Source organism: Oscillospiraceae bacterium (genome assembly GCA_015067255.1).
GTDB lineage: Bacteria > Bacillota > Clostridia > Oscillospirales > SIG519 > SIG519.
Window position 1 is genome coordinate 73,032 of sequence record SVMS01000002.1, and the last position, 18,292, is coordinate 91,323.

Here is an 18,292-nt window from a genome sequence, read left to right on the forward strand (position 1 = left end):
TTTCAGTATCGAAATAATGGCAAAGCGCCATTATTTCGATACTTTTATTTATTAATCAAAATTTATAACTCTGTAAACAAGATTTGCTTCATCCCAAAGGCTTGTAGAATGGAAAGGAGCATCGATGTAATAGAGATATACTGTATCGCCGCAAACAAATGAGGGGTTATCGCCTGTACCTACAAGTGTAGGATATTGCTGTCCTCTTACAGATGCGTCAATTGTATAATTTCTTGTAAAGAAGTTTGTGGGATCGTCGGAGATATTCATTATGATATCGCCGTCATTAGTATTGTAAAGAGGTGATGAGCAACGAGCAAGAATATACTTGTCGATAGACTCATTGTAAATGATGCTCAAGTGGTTTGCAGCACAGCTTTCATCAACTATTGATGAAGACTTACCTGCTAAGCCGGGCTCTGAGAAGCTTCCGTTATAGAACTTAGTGAATAGACCTTCGTTCTTTCCGCCGCGAACATTTTCAGCTGCGTAGATAACGTCTTCTAAAGAAGCCTTTGCAACTGCAAGAGACATCTTGTACTCTTCAGCATAATCGGTAAAGTAAACGTAAACTTCGCCGTCTTTTACTATAAATGCGCCTGTTCCGATATCACGGGATGCTGTTCCGAATTCAGAGTGAGGCTTAATTCCGTAGTAGGGATCGATTGATTCGCACTCATGGCTGATTATCTCGCCTGCAAAGTACCATGTTTCTCCCATATCAGGTGAATATGCAAGAGCAAGAGTAGAAACCATACATGCAGGAGCGAAAGCAGATGTTCTGTTGCCCTCTGCATCAAAGTACTGCTCAAGGTGTACTGTTGCAAAGCACTTTGTTCCCTCGTAGTTATAAACCTTACCTATTGAACCATAGTTATACTGTTCTTCGCCTGTTCCGTTAGGAGAGTTAACATATCCTTTGTTTTCATAAAGAAGCTCTCCAATGGGGTTTTCAAGAGTTCCCTTATAAGCTGTCATAGGAGCCATAGCACCGTACTCAACATTATTTTTAGGTGAAGAGCTCATAAATGTAAGAGTACCGTCGCTATTTTTCATAACGCTCATATGTCCGTCAGGGAAGAATGAAATTCCGTTTGATGTTGTTGCCTTTATTTCATCTCTTGTTGCTGCAACAATTTTATCTGATAATGTAAAAGCTATGGGAGAAGTATTTCCTTTAACGAAATTAATTTCGTTGAGAACAATCTTTCCGGAAGCGATGTTATCAGTTGTTATTTTAATTCCGATAATATTGCCGTCAAATCCATAAGAATCTGCAAGGTCAACAGTATAGGTTTTAGTGCCGTTTTCCAATGTTACAGAACGAACAAGTGCATTGTTATAATAATCAACATTGTCAGTTATAAAGCTAACATATGCATTTATTGCGCCTGCTGTATTAGTAATATTAAATCTTACTTTTCCTGCATTCTTGGTATCAATATTAAGAACATTTGAAATATACATAAGTCCTAATGTGCTTTCAGCACTGGGATTCAGCTTCATATGAGAGTAAGAAGTAAGGGTTCCTGTAACTATATAGTTCTTAATATCAAGAAGATCAAGAATTGTTATTTTATCATCAAAGTTATTATCAACATTTACAAACAACTCTGATTTAACAAGAGCTTTACCTAAAAGATGATTGCGAAGTACGATAACGTCTAAAACATTTACAATTCCGTCACCGTCTGCGTCTCCGGGAACTTCGGAAACTTTCTCTTCGGGAGCTTCCTCATCTTGTCCGGGATATTTAACATCAACGCTTGTCATTGTAAAGTTTGTAAGCACTGTGTACTCAGAATAATAATGTCCGTACTTATTAAAGAGAATGTAAAGGTCTTCTCCCTGCTCAAGAGATACATATTCTTCTGTTGTAACAGGATCGGTAGTAAGAATATCAAATCTCTTTATAATCTCAGAGCTGCTGTTCATAAGAACAAGAGTTACACCGTCTGAGCTGGGATATGTTGCATTGTAGCCTGTAAGGTCAAAACGGTAATCACTTGTTTCAGGAGCTGTAAACTTAATTCCCAAATCATAATCAGCGGCAGGCGCTACTATTCTGTTAGCATCTCCTGCATTGAGATATGTATTACCGTAAATGTTATCACCTGTTGCTACGTCTGTAGGAATCCAATAATAAATCATTCCATTGTTAAGACGCATCTCAAGGTTTCCTGCTGCGGATACATTGTAATTAGTGTTGGGTACATAAACAGGTGTGCAGTTTGCAGAATCATTGGTAAGGGTGTAAACATCCTTTTCTGTAACCTGAGGAATTGCTACCATTTCAGTAACAGAAAGATTTACAACCTCACATCTGTCATGCCAATTGTTTGCGTTTTGGTTAAAGAGCAAGTAAATTTTCTCGCCCTCTTCAAGAAGAACATATTTTTCATATGTTTCTGCTTGCAGATAAACTGTATACGCTTTTTGTCCTATTACTTCAGCATTGTTATTCAAAACCTTGAAAATAAAGCCGTCTGCACCTGCTTGATTGGGATTGCTTGCATCTGCATTGTAATAGCCTGTGTAGTTTATTTTATAGTAAGCCTTTGCGGGAGCTGTAAATTCAAAGCCGATGTCGTTTGTTGCTGATGTGGGAGCAAATCTTGTGGGATCGCCTTCGTTTATATATGTAAAAGCGTCACCACCGGGAATACAAGCTTGATAGTATTCGTTCAACACCAAATCAGCTACGCCGGAAGCTGTGTAGTTGGAATGAGGAATATAAACGCCTTTGAAATTGGGCTTGCCCCAGAAACCTGTATAAACAGTTCCTTCTTTATAATCATCAGCGCTTAGATTTATTTCCTCTACCATTTCGTTAACAGAAAGGTCTGTTATCCAACAGCTGTCAAACCAGTTCTGTCCGTTTTGGTTAAATACCAAATAAATCTTTTCGCCTGCTTTAAGCTCAACATATTTTTCGTATGTTTCTGTTTGCTGATATGCGGTATAAGCTTTTTGTCCTATCATTTCAGCGTTGCTGTTCAAAACCTTGAACACAAAGCCGTCAGCGCCCTGATTGTATGCATTGTAATAGCCTGTATATTTTACTTTATAAATTCCTTCAGCAGGAGCTGTAAATTCAAAACCGATATCGTTTGATGCTGATGTTGCAGAATATCTGTTAGTATCTCCTGCATTAACATACATATGAGCATCTCCGCCCGGGATTCTTGCATAATAATCTGCACCGTATTCCAAATCAGCTACGCCAGAAACTGTATAATTAGCGTGAGGAATATAAATGCCTCTGTAATTAGCAGCGCCCCATAAAGCTTTATATGAGTTGCTTTCTACATATTGGCTCTCGTCTACAACTACTTCTTCAACCTGCTCAAAAATACTGAGTTTTTCAAGTCCTAACAAGTCGCAGGAATTATTCCATCTGCAGTTTACCATAACATAGATTTCTTCGCCTGCTTTAAGAGCTACTGTCTTTGAAAGTGAAGCGCCTTTTTCTGTTACATCAACAGAAGCTATCTGCTGCATATTAGAGTCAGCAACATAAACTATCATACCGTCACTGCCATCTGTATAAAGGTTTTTACCTTTAAAATCCACTCTGTAAAGAGCTGTTTTAGGAGCAGTGAAACAAAATCCCATATCTGTTGTTCCACCGGGCTGTATTTGCCTGTTGGGATCCCCTGCATTTACATACATAGCTGCATAATAATTGGGATCTTCTACTCCGTTTGCAAATGCAGGAGTACGCATCCAGTAGTCCACTATCTCGTGGGTTGAAACATTTGCAACGTTTCTTGCTGAATTATTAGTCATATAGACCGGAGTCCAGTTAGGATAATAAAACAGCGCTTTGTACTCTGTTGCATCAACATAAGCAGTTTCTGCTGACGCTGTTGTCGGAACGATACCGACAAAAAGAGTTGCCAAAAGGGAAAGGGTTAATGCGCATGCCAGAATTTTTTTCATTTTTTCTCCTTCTTTCTATTTTAATCAAAAGTGATTACCCTTTGCGCAAGATTTGCCTTATTCCATAAAAAGTCATCATCTTCCACTGCGTCAATATAATATAGATATACCTTTTTACCGGTAATAAAGCCTGGATTATCAGAATCTCCAACAAGTGTAGGATACTGCTGAAGACCGGGAGAAGCATCTATAAAATAGTTATCTCCCTTGAAATTCGTCGGGTCAGAAGAAATATTCAGTACAATATCTCCGTCATTAGGTGAGCCGACTACCGAAGCACAGCGTGCAAGTATGTATTTATCAAGATAATCGCTGTAAACTATTGTACAGAAATTTGCAGGACATACATCGTCAACTATTGATGTAGATTTGCCGTTAATACCGGGCTCAGAAAAGCTTCCGTTATAATACTTTTTGAAAAGCTCGGGCTTATCTGTCGCCAATTTTTCTCTTGCCGCCGCTATAACCTCATCAAGAGATGCTCTCAATACGGCAAAGGAAAACTTACAATCCGTTTCGGCATCCATTATATACATATACATATATCCGTCTTTTATAACAAAAGCGCCGTTGCCGATATCTCTTGTAAAGTTGTTTCCGTTTATCTTATATTCTCCCATTCCGTAGTACCTGTGTACTCTCTGCGCCGAATGAGTTGCAACCTCTCCGCAAAAATACCAGGTTTCTCCGTTATCGGGAGAATAGCCAAGTCCAAGGGTACAAAAACCACAAGCCTGACAAGTGTGAGTACGGATCAAATTTTCATCCCACGTAGCTTCATTATCAAAATGCTGTTCAAGATGAATTATTGAAAGACATTCGTCATTTCCAAATCTGTAAATTTGACCTAACGAAACGTAGTTAAATTCATCTATACCATAGCCTTGCTTTACATTTTCAAAGCCTATCCCGTCTTTTATAAAGGTTTGCACAGGCTTATCTGCTGTTCCTCTGAATATGGTTCCTGTTTTCATTTTATCTATCGGCGATGAAGAAATGAAATTTAATGTACCGTCGCCGTTGTTCATTATCCCCATTATGCCATCGGGAAACCACGACTGTCCACAGGGAGTTTTTGAAACTATTTCCTGTCTTGTTGCCGATATCTTTTTTTCGCTTAAAGTAAAGGGAGCTATAAGCGAGCCGCCTTTATAAAGCTCTGCTTTTATAAGCTTAATTTCCCCGCCTGCAAAAGAATTGCATTCTATCTTAATTCTCTTAAGCTTTCCGCAAAAGCCATAGCTGCGGGAAATATCCAAAATATAAGTTTTTTCCTCTTTACAGTTGGGAGCAATCTCAACCTTTACGCTTTTAACTTCGTTATATCTTTGGTCCTCTTCCGTTATGAAATAGACACAAATTTCAGATATATCCGTATCATTTTCAAGCGTTACTCCGATATATCCAAGCCCCTTAGTGCTTATATCTATATTCTCTGTTTCATAGATAAGCTTGTCAGAAAAGCTTTTTGATATATCAAAGCTTTTTACAGTTTCTTTTACATTCATTCAAATCACCTCTTTAGTCAAAGGTAATTACTCTTTGGGCAAGATTTGCTTTATGCCAAAGGAAAGTATCGTTTACTTCTGCATCTATATAGTACAGATATACCTTTTTACCCGTAACAAAGCCCGGATTAGAGGAATCTCCCACAAGAGTAGGATATTGCTGAATACTGGGAGAAGCATCTATATAATAATTTTTTCCTTTGAAATTGGTGGGATCATCAGAAATATTTAATACTATATCTCCGTCATTGGATGAAAAAAGAACTGATGAGCAACGTGCAAGTATATATTTTTTAAGATAATCGCTGTAAATAACAGTGGTGAAATTTGCAGGGCACTCGTCATCAATTACACTTGTTGATTTTCCGTTGATGCCGTTTTCATTCCATTTTCCGTTATAGTATTTTTTGAAAAGCGTGGGCTTATCAGCGGTTGATTTTGCTCTTGCCGCCGCTATAACATCCTCAAGAGGTGCTCTCATTACCGAAAGTGATATAAACACTCTTTCATCGAAGTCGATAATATAAGCGTATATATATCCATCCTTTACAATAAACGGACCGTTACCGATATCTCTTGAATAAGGCTTATCATTTACAAGATATTTACCCATTCCGTAATAGGGATGAAGAGCGCTTACAGCGTGAGTAGCTATTTTACCGCAGTAATACCAGGTCATACCGCCGTCATCGGAATAGGCAAGACCAAGACTTGCAACATAGTGTGCATTGTTTTCGTGGCTGCGTTCCAAGGTATTTTCATCAAATTTTGCACTTGAATCAAAATGCTGTTCAAGATGTACCAAGGAAAGACACTCATTGTTTCCAAAGCTGTAAATCTGACCTAATGATATATAGTTATATTCATCAGGGCCATAGCCCTTCTTTATATTGTGAAAGCCTATTCCTTCTGCCACATATTCTTGTATAGGATTATCAACCGTACCTTTAAATATTGCGGTAGGCTTCATTGAGTCCAAAGGTGAAGACGAGAAGAAATTAAAGGTTCCGTTATTATTGCTTGTTATTCCTATCATACCGTCGGGAAACCAAGAAACATTTCCCGGCACCTTGCTGTTTATCTGATCTCTTGTATACAGTATTTTTTTATTGCTGATAGAGAATGGCGGTGTTAAAGAGCCGCCTTTATAAAGCTCCACTTTTGTAAGCTTAAACTCTCCGTCAAATACCGTACTGCTTTCTATTTTAATTTTTTTAATTGTGGAATAAAAGCCGTAACAGTCAGACAAATCAACAACATAAGTTTTTTCGGTGTTACTCTTGAAATCTACATCTATTGTAACACTTTTATTCATACTGTATCTTTGGTCCTGATCGGTTATAAAAGATACTGTAAGCTTTGTTGCCGCTGAAGTATTCTTAATTGTTACTCCTACGTAGCCCAAACCCTTTGCTGCTCTGTCTACATTTATTTCGTGAGAAAGCTTATCTTTAGAGCTTTTGTTTACGTTATAAGTTTTTATAATGTCATATTTAGGCTTTTGGTCAGTAGACGGCTTACTGCTTGAAGTAGGAGTCGATGACGAAGGAGTTGAAGAAGAGGGAGTAATCACAATACTTGAAGAATCGTTACTTTGTGTTGAAGATGAGCTTTGTCCGTTTGAAGAACTGTCATTTTCAACGGGAACTCTTCCATTATCCAAAGGAATCCTGCTGTCTGTGTCATCTGTTTTTGCTTTACAGGATACTAAAACAAGTATTGCCGCAAGCACTAATAAAGCAATTTTCTTTTTGAACATATTTACACCTATTTTGTATTACAAGTAATTTTTATTCTTCTATATTCACAGCTACCCCAGAAAAGCTGCCAATCTATTGAGCCTTGATAGCCTTGAGTTATATGGCAATAGTACAGATAGAATTCTTCGCCTACCTGAGTTTGACTGCCTTCAACACCTATAACTGTGGGATACTGCTGACCGTACATATCAGGAACTATTGCAAAGGGTTCGGATTTTGTGAAATCGTCAAAGCTGTCGGAAATAAGAAGCGCAATATCACTGTTGTTAGCCGAAGAAAATCCTGCTGTTGTAAACATCATATATTTTTTAATAGCTGTGTTGTAAACAACCTGACAGAAATTTGCACCTAATTTCTGAGGAAGCACTGAGTCAAAATTACCGCCGAGACCGGGCTCTTCCCATTTTCCGTTAAATTTCTTATAGAATAAGGGAACCTTATCTTCTTTTACTGCCGCATAAAGCTCTGTTAAAGGAGCTCTTGAAATTGAAAGTCCGTTCTTGCCTGTTGCCCAGTCTATTGCATATACATAGAGATATTCATCGTCCATATATGTAATACCGTTTCCGATATCTCTCCAATAGCCTGACTGTACATCAAGACCGAGATTATGACTTATTATTTCGCCTATAAATGTCCAGGTTTGTCCTCCGTCAACAGATTTGGAAATTCCAAGAACACCGCTACCGGAAGAACCTACGTGATTTTCAAGATGTGTCATTCCCAAAAGAATATTGCTGTCGGGAACTTTGATTATCTGTGCAAGAGATGCATAGCTGTATAAGTCTGTGTTTACGCCTTCTATTTCTCCCCTGTAATATTCAACCTTTTTAAAGGGGTCGTCATATGTACCTGTGGAAAGAACAAGCTTGCCCATAAGAGAGGACATAACCTTAAGATTTCCGTTTTCATCCTTCCAGAAGCCCAATTCTCCGTCGGGGGAATAGCCTATTCCTTTTGCCGCTCTCGCTCTAAAGTCCATATAAACTTCGGGAGCTCCGAAGGAAAGCTTTTCGGGATATCCTTCTCCGCCTTCGCAAACTTCAATTTTCTTAACAACTATGCTTCCGGAAGAAATGGAATCACTTGTTAATCTTATACCTGTAAGATTGTATAGATATCCGTATGTATCTGACATATCAACGGTATATTCTTCAAATTTATCGCCGGATTTTAATTCAATTGTTTTTTCTTTGTTTGCGCCGAATTTATTATCTAATTTTGTTATAAATTCAACCTTTAAATTTTTACTGTCAGAGGTATTCTTTAAAGTGATTTTAAGAATTCCTTTATTTACAATGTCAGCTTCAAATCCCGACACTGTAACAGAAGGGGTACGCTGTGTACTGTCAAGCACAACACCGTCTTTTGTCTGATTAAATGTTCCTGTTAAATTTTCGGTTGCATATTTCAAATCAATTATTCCGTTTGAATAGTCCTTTATCACATCTTCCGCTGATTTACCGCAGCCTGAGAAAAGAACGATTACGGTACACAAAACAAGTATTAAAGCTATTGTCTTTTTCATTTTATTTACCTCTGCTTTTATTATTTTGAAATTGTTATTTTATGTCTTACATACTGCGCTGAGCCCCAAAGCAGCTGCCAATTAGATACTCCGTTTTCATCAAATGCGTTCCAACTGCAGAAATATACATAAAATTCTTTACCTGTTTTTAATTGGTCACCTTCAAGAGATACAATTGTAGGATATTGTTCTCCTGCCTTTGCAGTTGAAAGATAATTATATTTTGCATTTCTGAAATCGTAAAGGGTATCGCTGACAAGCATCATTATATCGCCGTCATTGGAAGTATAGTAAGGAGAACAGCATAAAACCATTATATATTTTTCAAGCTCAGTATTATAAGTAAGATAATGGAAATTAGGTACTATTCCTTCGGGAAGAATATTGTCAAACTTGCCTTCCCAGCCGGGCTCGTCCCATTTCCCATCTTTATACTTATAAGCCTTTGGAAGCTCTTTTTTAGCTGTTGTTTCATAAAGCTCTTTAAGATTTACTCTGCACACTGCAAGGCCGTGAGCCAAAGTTTCTTCCTCAACGTCAGCTATAAATATGTAAAGATATTCGTCATCCATAAGTATTGTTCCGTTACCGATATCCCTTGAAACGTTGGGATGCTGATCTATAGGTACGTCCTGACAGATTATTTCTCCCAAAAATGTCCAGGCTTCTCCGTCATCCTCTGAAACGCTTAAGCCTATGGTAGCAACATAACAGCCTCCAAGCAAATTTCTTTCAAGATGTGTTATTCCGATCAGCTCATCGTTATTGGGATTTTTAACTATCTGATTGGGTGAACAGTATCTGTATTCAACCCAGTCCATATTTTCTATATAACCGTTTGAAGATATAACTTTTTCGAAGGGTGACTCAGGAGTACCGTGAGTTACCATAGGTTTACCGTCAGAGCAAGCAAGGAAGGAAAGCTGACCGTTTTTGTTTTTCCAGATACCAAGTATTCCGTCAGGTCCGATAATTCCTTTTCTCATTCTCTCTGTTCTTGAAAGATATACCTCTTGAGGCGAGTATTCAATATTTTCAAGATAATACTCTCCGCCGTCCTTAATCTCAAAGGAACGGATAACTATTTCGCCCTGAGAAATATCCTTCACCTTAAATCTTAAGCCTGTAATTTCTGTAAGCCATCCGTAAGTTTTTGAAAGGTCAATACTGAAGCTTTTAAAATCTTCGCAGGGCTCAATTGGCAAATCAAACTTTTTAAAAGCTGTCCATTCCGGGTCCTGTGTTGTAATAAAGCTGACTTCAACGCTCGTTTTATCGGTGGTATTCTTTAAACAAAGCTCAAATATTCCTTTTTTATAAATCCCGATAGGAGCTTCAGGTGTATATGTAAAAGTCGGAGTTCTTGCAGAGCTGTCAAACACTACTCCTTTTGAAGATATAACCGCCGTTCCTTCAATCTGCTTTTTCTGTTTTGAAAACATTATTGCATCCGTATTTTCAGAAACAGCGCAAGAACACAATGGAATTAAAATAGCTATACATAATAAAAGGACAAATATTCTTTTCATGGAACTCTCCTTATTTTTTAGCGACACAATCAAAATCTATTCTTGCAAGATTTAAGCCGTTTTCCGGTTGGAAAACGCTGAATATATAATATTTTCCGTTTTCGCAAATTATTTCGGGTGCATGCCCGTGAAGCATCGCAATAGGGGTAAGTCCCTCCACAAAGCCCTTGATATTTTTGGAAGCATAAACAAGAGTACGATTATCATATCCACCGTTGGTTGAATCAAAAATACACCACATAAGATAGTACCAGTCGCCTCTCTTAAAGAAGCAAGGACTTTCAGTGCTTACATTTTTAGCTGTAACATCCATATAAAGCTTCTGGCTTCCGAAGGCAAAGGTGTTTTTATAAAAGAGCTCCTTTTCGCTCCAGTTGACAAGGTCCTCTGACTGCCTTACATACAGCTCCTCGTCATAATTATATATCATATAATAAATGTTATCTTCCTTATATATAAAAGGGTCTCTCGAAGCAGTCATATTATCGTCAAACACGCTTCCCGTTGCCTTCCAGTTAAAAAGGTCGTCTGAAACTGCAGTACGCATTGTATAAGGTGTATAAAACATACGGTACTGCTTTCCGTCATCTATTACAGCAGGCGCCCAACACTCTTCAGGCTCTCCGGGTCTCATCTGAGGATACATTACAATATCGTGCTCAGTAACCTTTTCGCCGTTGAGCAAGCCCTCTATTGTATCAAAGCTAATATGGAAAAGCTGATTTTCAGCTTCGTGTACATACATTTCATCAAAATTAAAGCTATCATAAAAATCAGGGGGCTCGGGATGTATTATACCAAATACGTGCCACTTACCGTCTCTCGCTTTAAGGACACAAAAGTCATTTATATTCCATTTTTCGTAATAAGTATTATTTTTAAAATGTGTGGTGTCAACACCTTTGTAAATCTGTCCCGACGGACAGTAAATATTGGTATAAGGACTTGAAATATAAGGGCTTGGTATTCTCTCCCAATTTACCATAATATACTCCTCCCCAATCTTCATACTATATTACATTTTGATTTTACCACATATCAAAAAATCTTCAATCCCAAAAATTATATTCAATCGGTGAATTTTTATATTATCTATGTTAAATTTCACATTGTTTTGAGTTTTTTTGGATTAATAATCAATATTGTTTATAAAAAAATGGATATCCAGGATAAAAAATGGTATTGTCAATTAAGTCGATTGTGATATAATATTCGTGTATATGCATTGTGAATAGGTGTTTGTATATTAATTTTCGATTTTTGTCATAACACCTTGAAGCGCTGCGAAAAACATCAAAAGGAGGCCTTTTAAGGTGGCAAAAGCTCAAACTAAAACCTTAGATACCGGTGTTACTCCGTTAAAGATAAGGCTTAAAAAGTACAGAGTACTTTACCTTATGCTTATTCCGGGCGCTTTATGGTTTATCCTATTCCATATACTCCCTCTTTACGGAATAACAATTGCCTTTCAGGACTTTAACGTAATTAAAGGTATTACCGGTAGCCGTTTTGTAGGACTTGACAATTTCAAATCCTTCGTTCTATCCGCATCTTTTACTAAAATTTTAGGAAACACTGTAAAAATAAGCGCATTGAAAATCCTTTTCGGATTTCCTCTTCCTATAGTATTTGCGCTTTGCTTAAATGAAATCAAAGCAGTGAAATTCAAGAAAATCACTCAGACCATTTCCTATCTCCCCTATTTCTTATCTTGGGTTATAGTAATGGGTATCTGTCAAATTGTTTTTTCAGATTATACAGGCGTTTTCAAGGGCGTTTTTGAAGCTTTAGGCCTTCAGTATTCCGATCCTACAAAAAATCCTTCAACCTTTATCACCTTTATCGTAAGCTCTCACGTTTGGAAGAGTGTAGGCTGGGGCTCCATTATCTATCTTGCAGCCCTTGCGGGAATTGACCAGGAAATATATGAAGCTTCATATATTGACGGTGCGGGAAGATGGCAACGTCTTATACATATAACACTTCCCGGAATTTCCACTATGATAGCAATTCAGCTTATACTTACAATGGGCTCTCTTCTCGGCTCCGACTTTGAGCAGATATATCTCTTCACAGGCGGTCAAAGATACATTCCTGCACTCACAGCAGTTTCCGAGACCTTTGATACCTGGGTTTACAGAAACGGTATCGCTTCAGGTGCTTTCTCCTCTGCTGCAGCGGTTGGAATATTCCAGTCTGTATTCGGAGCAGGACTTATCCTTCTTACAAATAAGATAAGCAAAAAGCTCGGTTATGAAGGGATATGGTGATAAATATGGCAACAAAAACAAAAATCAGAAATCGTATCAGGCTGAGCACCTCAGAAAAAATCGGAATGACTATTGTTTATATTGCAATAATTCTTCTTTCCGCTTGCTTCCTTGTTCCTTTTCTTTACGTTATCTCAGCTTCCTTTACCAGTGAAGCTGCCCTTGCAAATTACGGTGTAACCCTTATCCCGAAAGAATTTTCATCAGCGGCTTATAAATTCCTTTTCAAATATTCCGAGGATATAATAAGGTCTTCAATAAACACTGTTATTATTGCTGTTTCAACATCGGTTTTAATGATAATTGTTACCTCGATGTTTGCTTATCCTCTTGCGAAAAAAGATTTCCCCGGAAGAACAGCAATTTTAGGATATGTTCTTTTCTCAATGCTGTTCGGCGGAGGTATGGTTCCTACATATATTCTTATGAATGAATACGGCTTTGCTGACTCGTGGCTTTGTATGATATTACCCGGTTGTTTTTCAGCTTGGAATATGATTCTTGTAAGAAACTATTTCTCAGCACTTCCTGCAGAGCTTGAAGAATCCGCCTTTATTGACGGTGCGGGATATATGAAAATTCTTTTCCGTATTATTATCCCCCTCTCCAAGCCTATTCTTGCAACCTTGACACTCTTTGTATTGGTAGGCTCCTGGAACAACTGGTATTCAGCATTACTTTACCTTTCAAATCAGAAAGACCTATGGCCTATAATGATGTTCCTTAAGACAGTTCTGGAGTCAACCAACCCGTCAACAACAATGGGTATGCCCGTTTCGGGTGCGTTCCCTCCCACAGAATGTCTGAAAATGGCGGCAGTTGTTGTTTGTACTGCTCCCATACTCGCTTCTTATCCCTTCTTACAGCGTTATTTTGTAAAAGGTATTATGATTGGTTCGGTAAAAGGTTAATTTTTTAAAATACATAAAAGGAGGTTGGCAAATACACACGTATTGCCAATTTGAAAATGATTATTAACGAGAAAATTTTTTATGACAAGCTTATGGGCTGTTTTACCGGTAAAAACATAGGCGGCACTTTGGGTGCTCTTGAAGAGGGACACCGTCAGAAAAACTTCGCTGACGGCTATGACAAAAGACTTACTCTTCCCATGCCTAATGACGATTTAGATATTCAGCTTCTCTGGCTTATTATGCTTGAAGAAAAAGGAATTAACTTTGACTGCGAGCGTTTAGGTGAATACTGGCAGAGATATATCACTCCCCACTGGGCAGAGTACGGCATTTCAAAAATAAATATGCGTGCCGGAATAAGACCTCCTATGAGCGGAACTGTCAACAATGAAGATTTCAAGCACTCTAACGGTGCTTGGATTCGTTCTGAAATCTGGGCTTGTCTGACTCCCGGTAACCCTGAAATTGCAGCGTCAAATGCTCTTTGCGATGCAGTTATTGACCACGGTAACGGCGAAGGCACTTGGGGCGAGGTATTCCTTGCTGCTCTTCAGAGCCTTGCTTTTGTAAACAGTGATATAGATTCTCTTATTGAAACAGCTCTTACATACATTCCCGAAACAACAGGACTTTACAATGCGATTACCGATGTTGTAACAATGTATAAAAATAAGGCAACTCTTGACGAAGTAAGAGATGCTCTTCTCGAGAAATACCGTGGATACGCTTGGAAGATAGTAGCTCCCGAAGATAAGGCAAAAGGCTTTGCTGACGGTCCTGTGGGATATGACTGTCCTCTCAACGTTGCAATAGTTATTGCAGGTATTCTTTACGGTGAAGGCGATTTTGACAAGACTGTAAAAAGCGCATTCTTCTTTGGCGAGGATACAGACTGTACAGTTGGTACTGCAGGTGCAACCTTCGGTATTATTCACGGTATGAGTAAAATAGACAAGAAATGGAGCGAGCCTATCGGAAACAAGATTTCCGTTGGTACTCTTAATCTTGGCGAACTTGGCGTTTACGGTGACATTCTTCCCCAGACTGTTGACGAATTGGCTGAAAGAATCTACAAGCAGCATATTATAATGTCTACACAATACAGTCTGCCCAATGCCAAGGACGGAATTGATACCTCAAAATATGAAAATGCTCTTGATTTCAAGGCTTCCGATGAATTTATAAACAATGCTAAAAAGAGATTCAGCTCTCAGGATTATCACACAGATTTCTATACTGTTACAGTTGACTATCTTTCTGACGACTGCTACATTGTTGAAAACACACCCAGAAAAATAAACGTTACTGTAATCAGCGAATACAAAACAGGTGATATTATCAACTATCGTTGGTTATTGCCCGACAGAGCTACTGTATCCCCTGCACAGAACGGAAGATTCTTCCTTATGTTCAAGGGTTCAAGAAAGCATTCCGAAAAAACACTTTCTTTTGAATTTACCGTTACAGAGCCTCAGCAGACAGAGCGTTTTGTTCTTGAGCTGACAATTGACGGAAGAACCACTTGTATCTATGTTCCCGTTGTATTCCTTCTGGGAAATAAAGATAATTAATTGAAAAAGGAGAAAAATCATGAAAAGAAAACTTAGTCTATTTCTTGCAGTTATTATGATGTTAAGCTTTATGGTTGCTACTCTTTCATCCTGCGGCGACAAAACCGACGAAACGCTTGACAAAGACACCTACAACATATCCATACTTTTCCCCGGATATGCTCTTGAACAATCCTACGAATATCAAAAACAAGTACAGGATGCCATCAACGAAAAGCTTTACAATGACCTTGGATTTAAAGTAAACGTTGTTTGCAACTCCTATGTTGACCAGTATGAGACAATGCTTGCTCTTGACCTTGCAAACAAAATGAGCTACGACTTTATCCGTACCACCAACGGCACAGCAGCAGGCTATGCAGAAAAAGACATTTTTGTTGATATTAAGCCTCTTATTGACCAATATGCTCCTGATCTTTGGGATCTTATCCCCGAAAATGCTTGGGCTGAGTGTACAATCAACGGCAAGGTTTACGGTATTCCCACCTGTTCCTTCCCCATAAGCTACGGCCTTTGGATCAGAGGCGACTGGCTTAAGAAGCTTAACAAAGAGCTTCCCACAAGCCTTGCAGAGCTTGAAGCACTTTGCGAAGCTATAAAGACCAATAAAGAAATCAACCCCAACGGAAAAGTTATTCCTATGGCAGGTAACAGAGACATTATGGAGTTTGTTTTCCTTGGAATGTTTACAGACCATCCCGGCGACTATGTTGACGAAAACGGCAACGTTCAGCCTAAATATCTTGACCCCGGATACAGAAAGTTTGTTGAAAAGCTTGCTGAGTGGTACAAGAAGGGCTACATTGATGACCTTGTAACAAATGGTGACGAAAATACTATCAACAGCCTTATTTCAAAGGATATGGTAGGTATTCACGTTGCAAACGTATACCAGCTTGAATATTCAACACTTAACTCCTACAACGCACAGAAAAACCTTGATATGAAATGGATTATTCCTTTCAAGGCTGACACTAAGAAATACTACTCCTCCGGCTTCGGAAGCGATATTATCTCCTTCCCTGTAACCGGTAAGAACACAGAAAAAGCTTTCCAATATATGAATTGGTACTACAACAATCAGGAAAACTCTGACCTCGTACTTTACGGCCTTGAGGGCGTAACCTACGAAAGAAGTCAGGACCCTGAAACAGGTAAAGAAAAGCTTTCTGTTCCCGCTGATAAACTTAGCGATACAGTAAAAACCTTTAATGACCTTAAGGGCTTCCACGGTGCTAACGTATTTACAAGGCTTCAGCTTTTATACACTTATAACTCAAGACCTGCTGAGTCTGCAAAGGCATACGACAGCTGTAACACCGACGAAATTCTTAACAACTGTCATCTTGACGTAACAAGATATTTCCAGACTACTCTTCCCGTTGATATCGCAACTAAATCTGCCGATTCAAGAAACGTTCTTTACTCAAGAACTCTTGATATGATTACAGGTAAGGTTGCTTCCACCGATGCTGAGTGGGATAAGCTAAGAAAAGAATGGGAAAATCTCGGCGGTAAACAAGTTTACGAGCACTACACAAAGCTTTACAACGAAAACAAAGCTACTTTAAGCTTTCTTAGCAAATAATTAAACTTTATGCAGGAGTGTTTTGCAGCAGCATTTTAAATTTCAAATATGCTTTTGCACTAAACACTCCTGCTTTTTAATCTTAAAGGGGAATTTATATGGAATTTACAGTAGAGCTTCCCAATCCTAAAAGCAATAAATCCATATGTGCTTCATTTTTTGGCGTATGTCCCGAAAAGGACAGTAATGATAAAGAGCTTATACAAGCTATTGAATACTGCAAGCAAAATGATATTTCTACGCTTTATTTTGAAAAAGGTATATATCACTTTAAAAATAAAAGCTTTATAACATTTGCGGAAATGTCCGACTTTACCTTTGACGGACAAAATTCCGAATTTATCTTCCACGAGCCCGAAATGTTCTTAATAGAAAACTCTCAAAGAGTTTTATTTAAAAACTGTATTATGGACATTGACTGGGATACTATGCGCTATGCAACAGTAGTAAGAATAATAGAAAACGATACTCAAAGCTCTGTAATGACAGTTGAGTTTTTAAACAATGACAGCGAGGATACCGATTTTATAGTAAACTCCTTCAATCAATTTGACCCTAAATATATGACTCCCGGTGCGCCTGACGGAAAGGAAATCTGGGTATATCCCGATTCTCTTCCCAAAAGAATATATAAAGGCAACCACATTTTTGAGCTTCATTATACTCAGGAGGATATGAAGCCAATTAAAAAAGACGAAATTTATCTTCTCCGCAATATGACTCTCAGAAGCGGATGTGTTATACATATAAACAACTGTACCCATATCACCGTTAAGGACAACACCATTTACGGCAGCAGAGGAATGACCCATATGGTAAGCGGTCAGAGCCACCATATCCGTTTTGACGGTGAAAAGATATGTGTACGTCCCAACTCCAACCGTTATATTTCAACTGACGGCGACGGTATACATATAATTCAGTCCAACGGCTATATAATTATTGAAAACTGTGATTTTTCAGCTATGGGCGACGATGATGTAAACATTCACGATTGCCATTTCTTTGTAGATAAAAAGCTTGACGAAAAAAGCATACTTTTTAAAAACGAGGCTTACGGACAAAAGGGCGATATAATTAAAATTCACAGGTGCGATTTTTCTCCCCTTTCAGAAAAATTAACAATAGATAAAATAGAGCCCTTGGAAAACCACCGCACCATAGTATATTTCAATGAAAAAATACCCGAAGAAATTAAAGAAGGCTATATGCTTGTAAACAAAAGCTTCGGAAGTAATTACTACATTATCAGAAACAACTATTTCCACGAAAACAGAGCAAGGGGCTTACTTTTACAGTGCAGTAACGGTCTTGTGGAAAACAACCGTTTTTACCGTACTGAAGGGGCTGCAATATTTATAATGCTTGAAGCTCTTGTAGGCCTTTGGTATGAGGGAAGCGGAGTTGACGGACTTGTTATAAGGAATAACACCTTTACCGACGTAAACTGCGGAGATTGGACATCTTGTCTTGATATGATATCCAATATCCCCGATAAAACCTCCGACTATGCTCCTTTCAGAAATATTGAAATTTACAATAATACTTTTAAAAATTGTTCTGACCCCGTTATGATACTTGAGCACGGCTCAAATATCACAGTAAAGGATAATTTTATTGACTCGGGAGTAACTGAAAAAACCTTTAAAATTTCAAAATGTGAAAATATAAATGTAAACTAA

11 protein-coding genes are annotated in these 18,292 nt (G+C 38.2%); 5 read left to right on the forward strand and 6 right to left on the reverse strand.

Annotated features, from left to right (window positions below):
* Positions 1-51: 51 nt before the first annotated feature.
* From E7480_01030 to E7480_01055, 6 genes are read right to left on the reverse strand one after another with little or no spacing between them, the layout of a single operon-like run.
* A complete protein-coding gene (locus tag E7480_01030) occupies positions 52-3,942 on the reverse strand; it encodes a hypothetical protein (protein MBE6903177.1) in 3,891 nt (1,296 codons plus the stop codon).
* A gap of 20 nt (positions 3,943-3,962) precedes the next feature.
* Positions 3,963-5,450: a DUF4185 domain-containing protein gene (locus E7480_01035; protein MBE6903178.1), complete on the reverse strand. Its 1,488-nt coding sequence runs from the start codon at positions 5,448-5,450 to the stop codon at positions 3,963-3,965.
* Positions 5,451-5,463: 13 nt separating this feature from the next.
* A complete protein-coding gene (locus tag E7480_01040) occupies positions 5,464-7,209 on the reverse strand; it encodes a DUF4185 domain-containing protein (GenBank protein ID MBE6903179.1) in 1,746 nt (581 codons plus the stop codon).
* A gap of 8 nt (positions 7,210-7,217) precedes the next feature.
* A complete protein-coding gene (locus E7480_01045) occupies positions 7,218-8,738 on the reverse strand; it encodes a hypothetical protein (protein ID MBE6903180.1) in 1,521 nt (506 codons plus the stop codon).
* Between the two features lie 20 nt (positions 8,739-8,758).
* On the reverse strand, positions 8,759-10,267 hold the full coding sequence (locus tag E7480_01050) for a hypothetical protein (GenBank protein MBE6903181.1): 1,509 nt from the start codon (positions 10,265-10,267) through the stop codon (positions 8,759-8,761).
* A gap of 10 nt (positions 10,268-10,277) precedes the next feature.
* A complete protein-coding gene (locus E7480_01055; GenBank protein MBE6903182.1) occupies positions 10,278-11,252 on the reverse strand; it encodes a hypothetical protein in 975 nt (324 codons plus the stop codon).
* 328 nt (positions 11,253-11,580) lie between these two features.
* On the opposite strand from E7480_01055, the gene E7480_01060 reads away from it, so the two are divergent.
* The 5 genes from E7480_01060 to E7480_01080 all read left to right on the forward strand — a co-directional run bounded on the left by E7480_01060 (position 11,581) and on the right by E7480_01080 (position 18,292).
* The gene (locus E7480_01060) at positions 11,581-12,537 is read left to right on the forward strand and encodes a sugar ABC transporter permease (protein MBE6903183.1); all 957 of its coding nucleotides are present in this window, start codon (positions 11,581-11,583) and stop codon (positions 12,535-12,537) included.
* The gene (locus tag E7480_01065) at positions 12,531-13,448 is read left to right on the forward strand and encodes a carbohydrate ABC transporter permease (GenBank protein MBE6903184.1); all 918 of its coding nucleotides are present in this window, start codon (positions 12,531-12,533) and stop codon (positions 13,446-13,448) included. Before E7480_01060 ends, E7480_01065 begins: the two co-directional genes overlap by 7 nt.
* Before the next feature lie 50 nt (positions 13,449-13,498).
* The gene (locus E7480_01070; protein ID MBE6903185.1) at positions 13,499-15,022 is read left to right on the forward strand and encodes an ADP-ribosylglycohydrolase family protein; all 1,524 of its coding nucleotides are present in this window, start codon (positions 13,499-13,501) and stop codon (positions 15,020-15,022) included.
* 19 nt (positions 15,023-15,041) lie between these two features.
* On the forward strand, positions 15,042-16,610 hold the full coding sequence (locus tag E7480_01075) for an extracellular solute-binding protein (GenBank protein MBE6903186.1): 1,569 nt from the start codon (positions 15,042-15,044) through the stop codon (positions 16,608-16,610).
* 98 nt (positions 16,611-16,708) lie between these two features.
* The gene (locus E7480_01080; GenBank protein ID MBE6903187.1) at positions 16,709-18,292 is read left to right on the forward strand and encodes a right-handed parallel beta-helix repeat-containing protein; all 1,584 of its coding nucleotides are present in this window, start codon (positions 16,709-16,711) and stop codon (positions 18,290-18,292) included.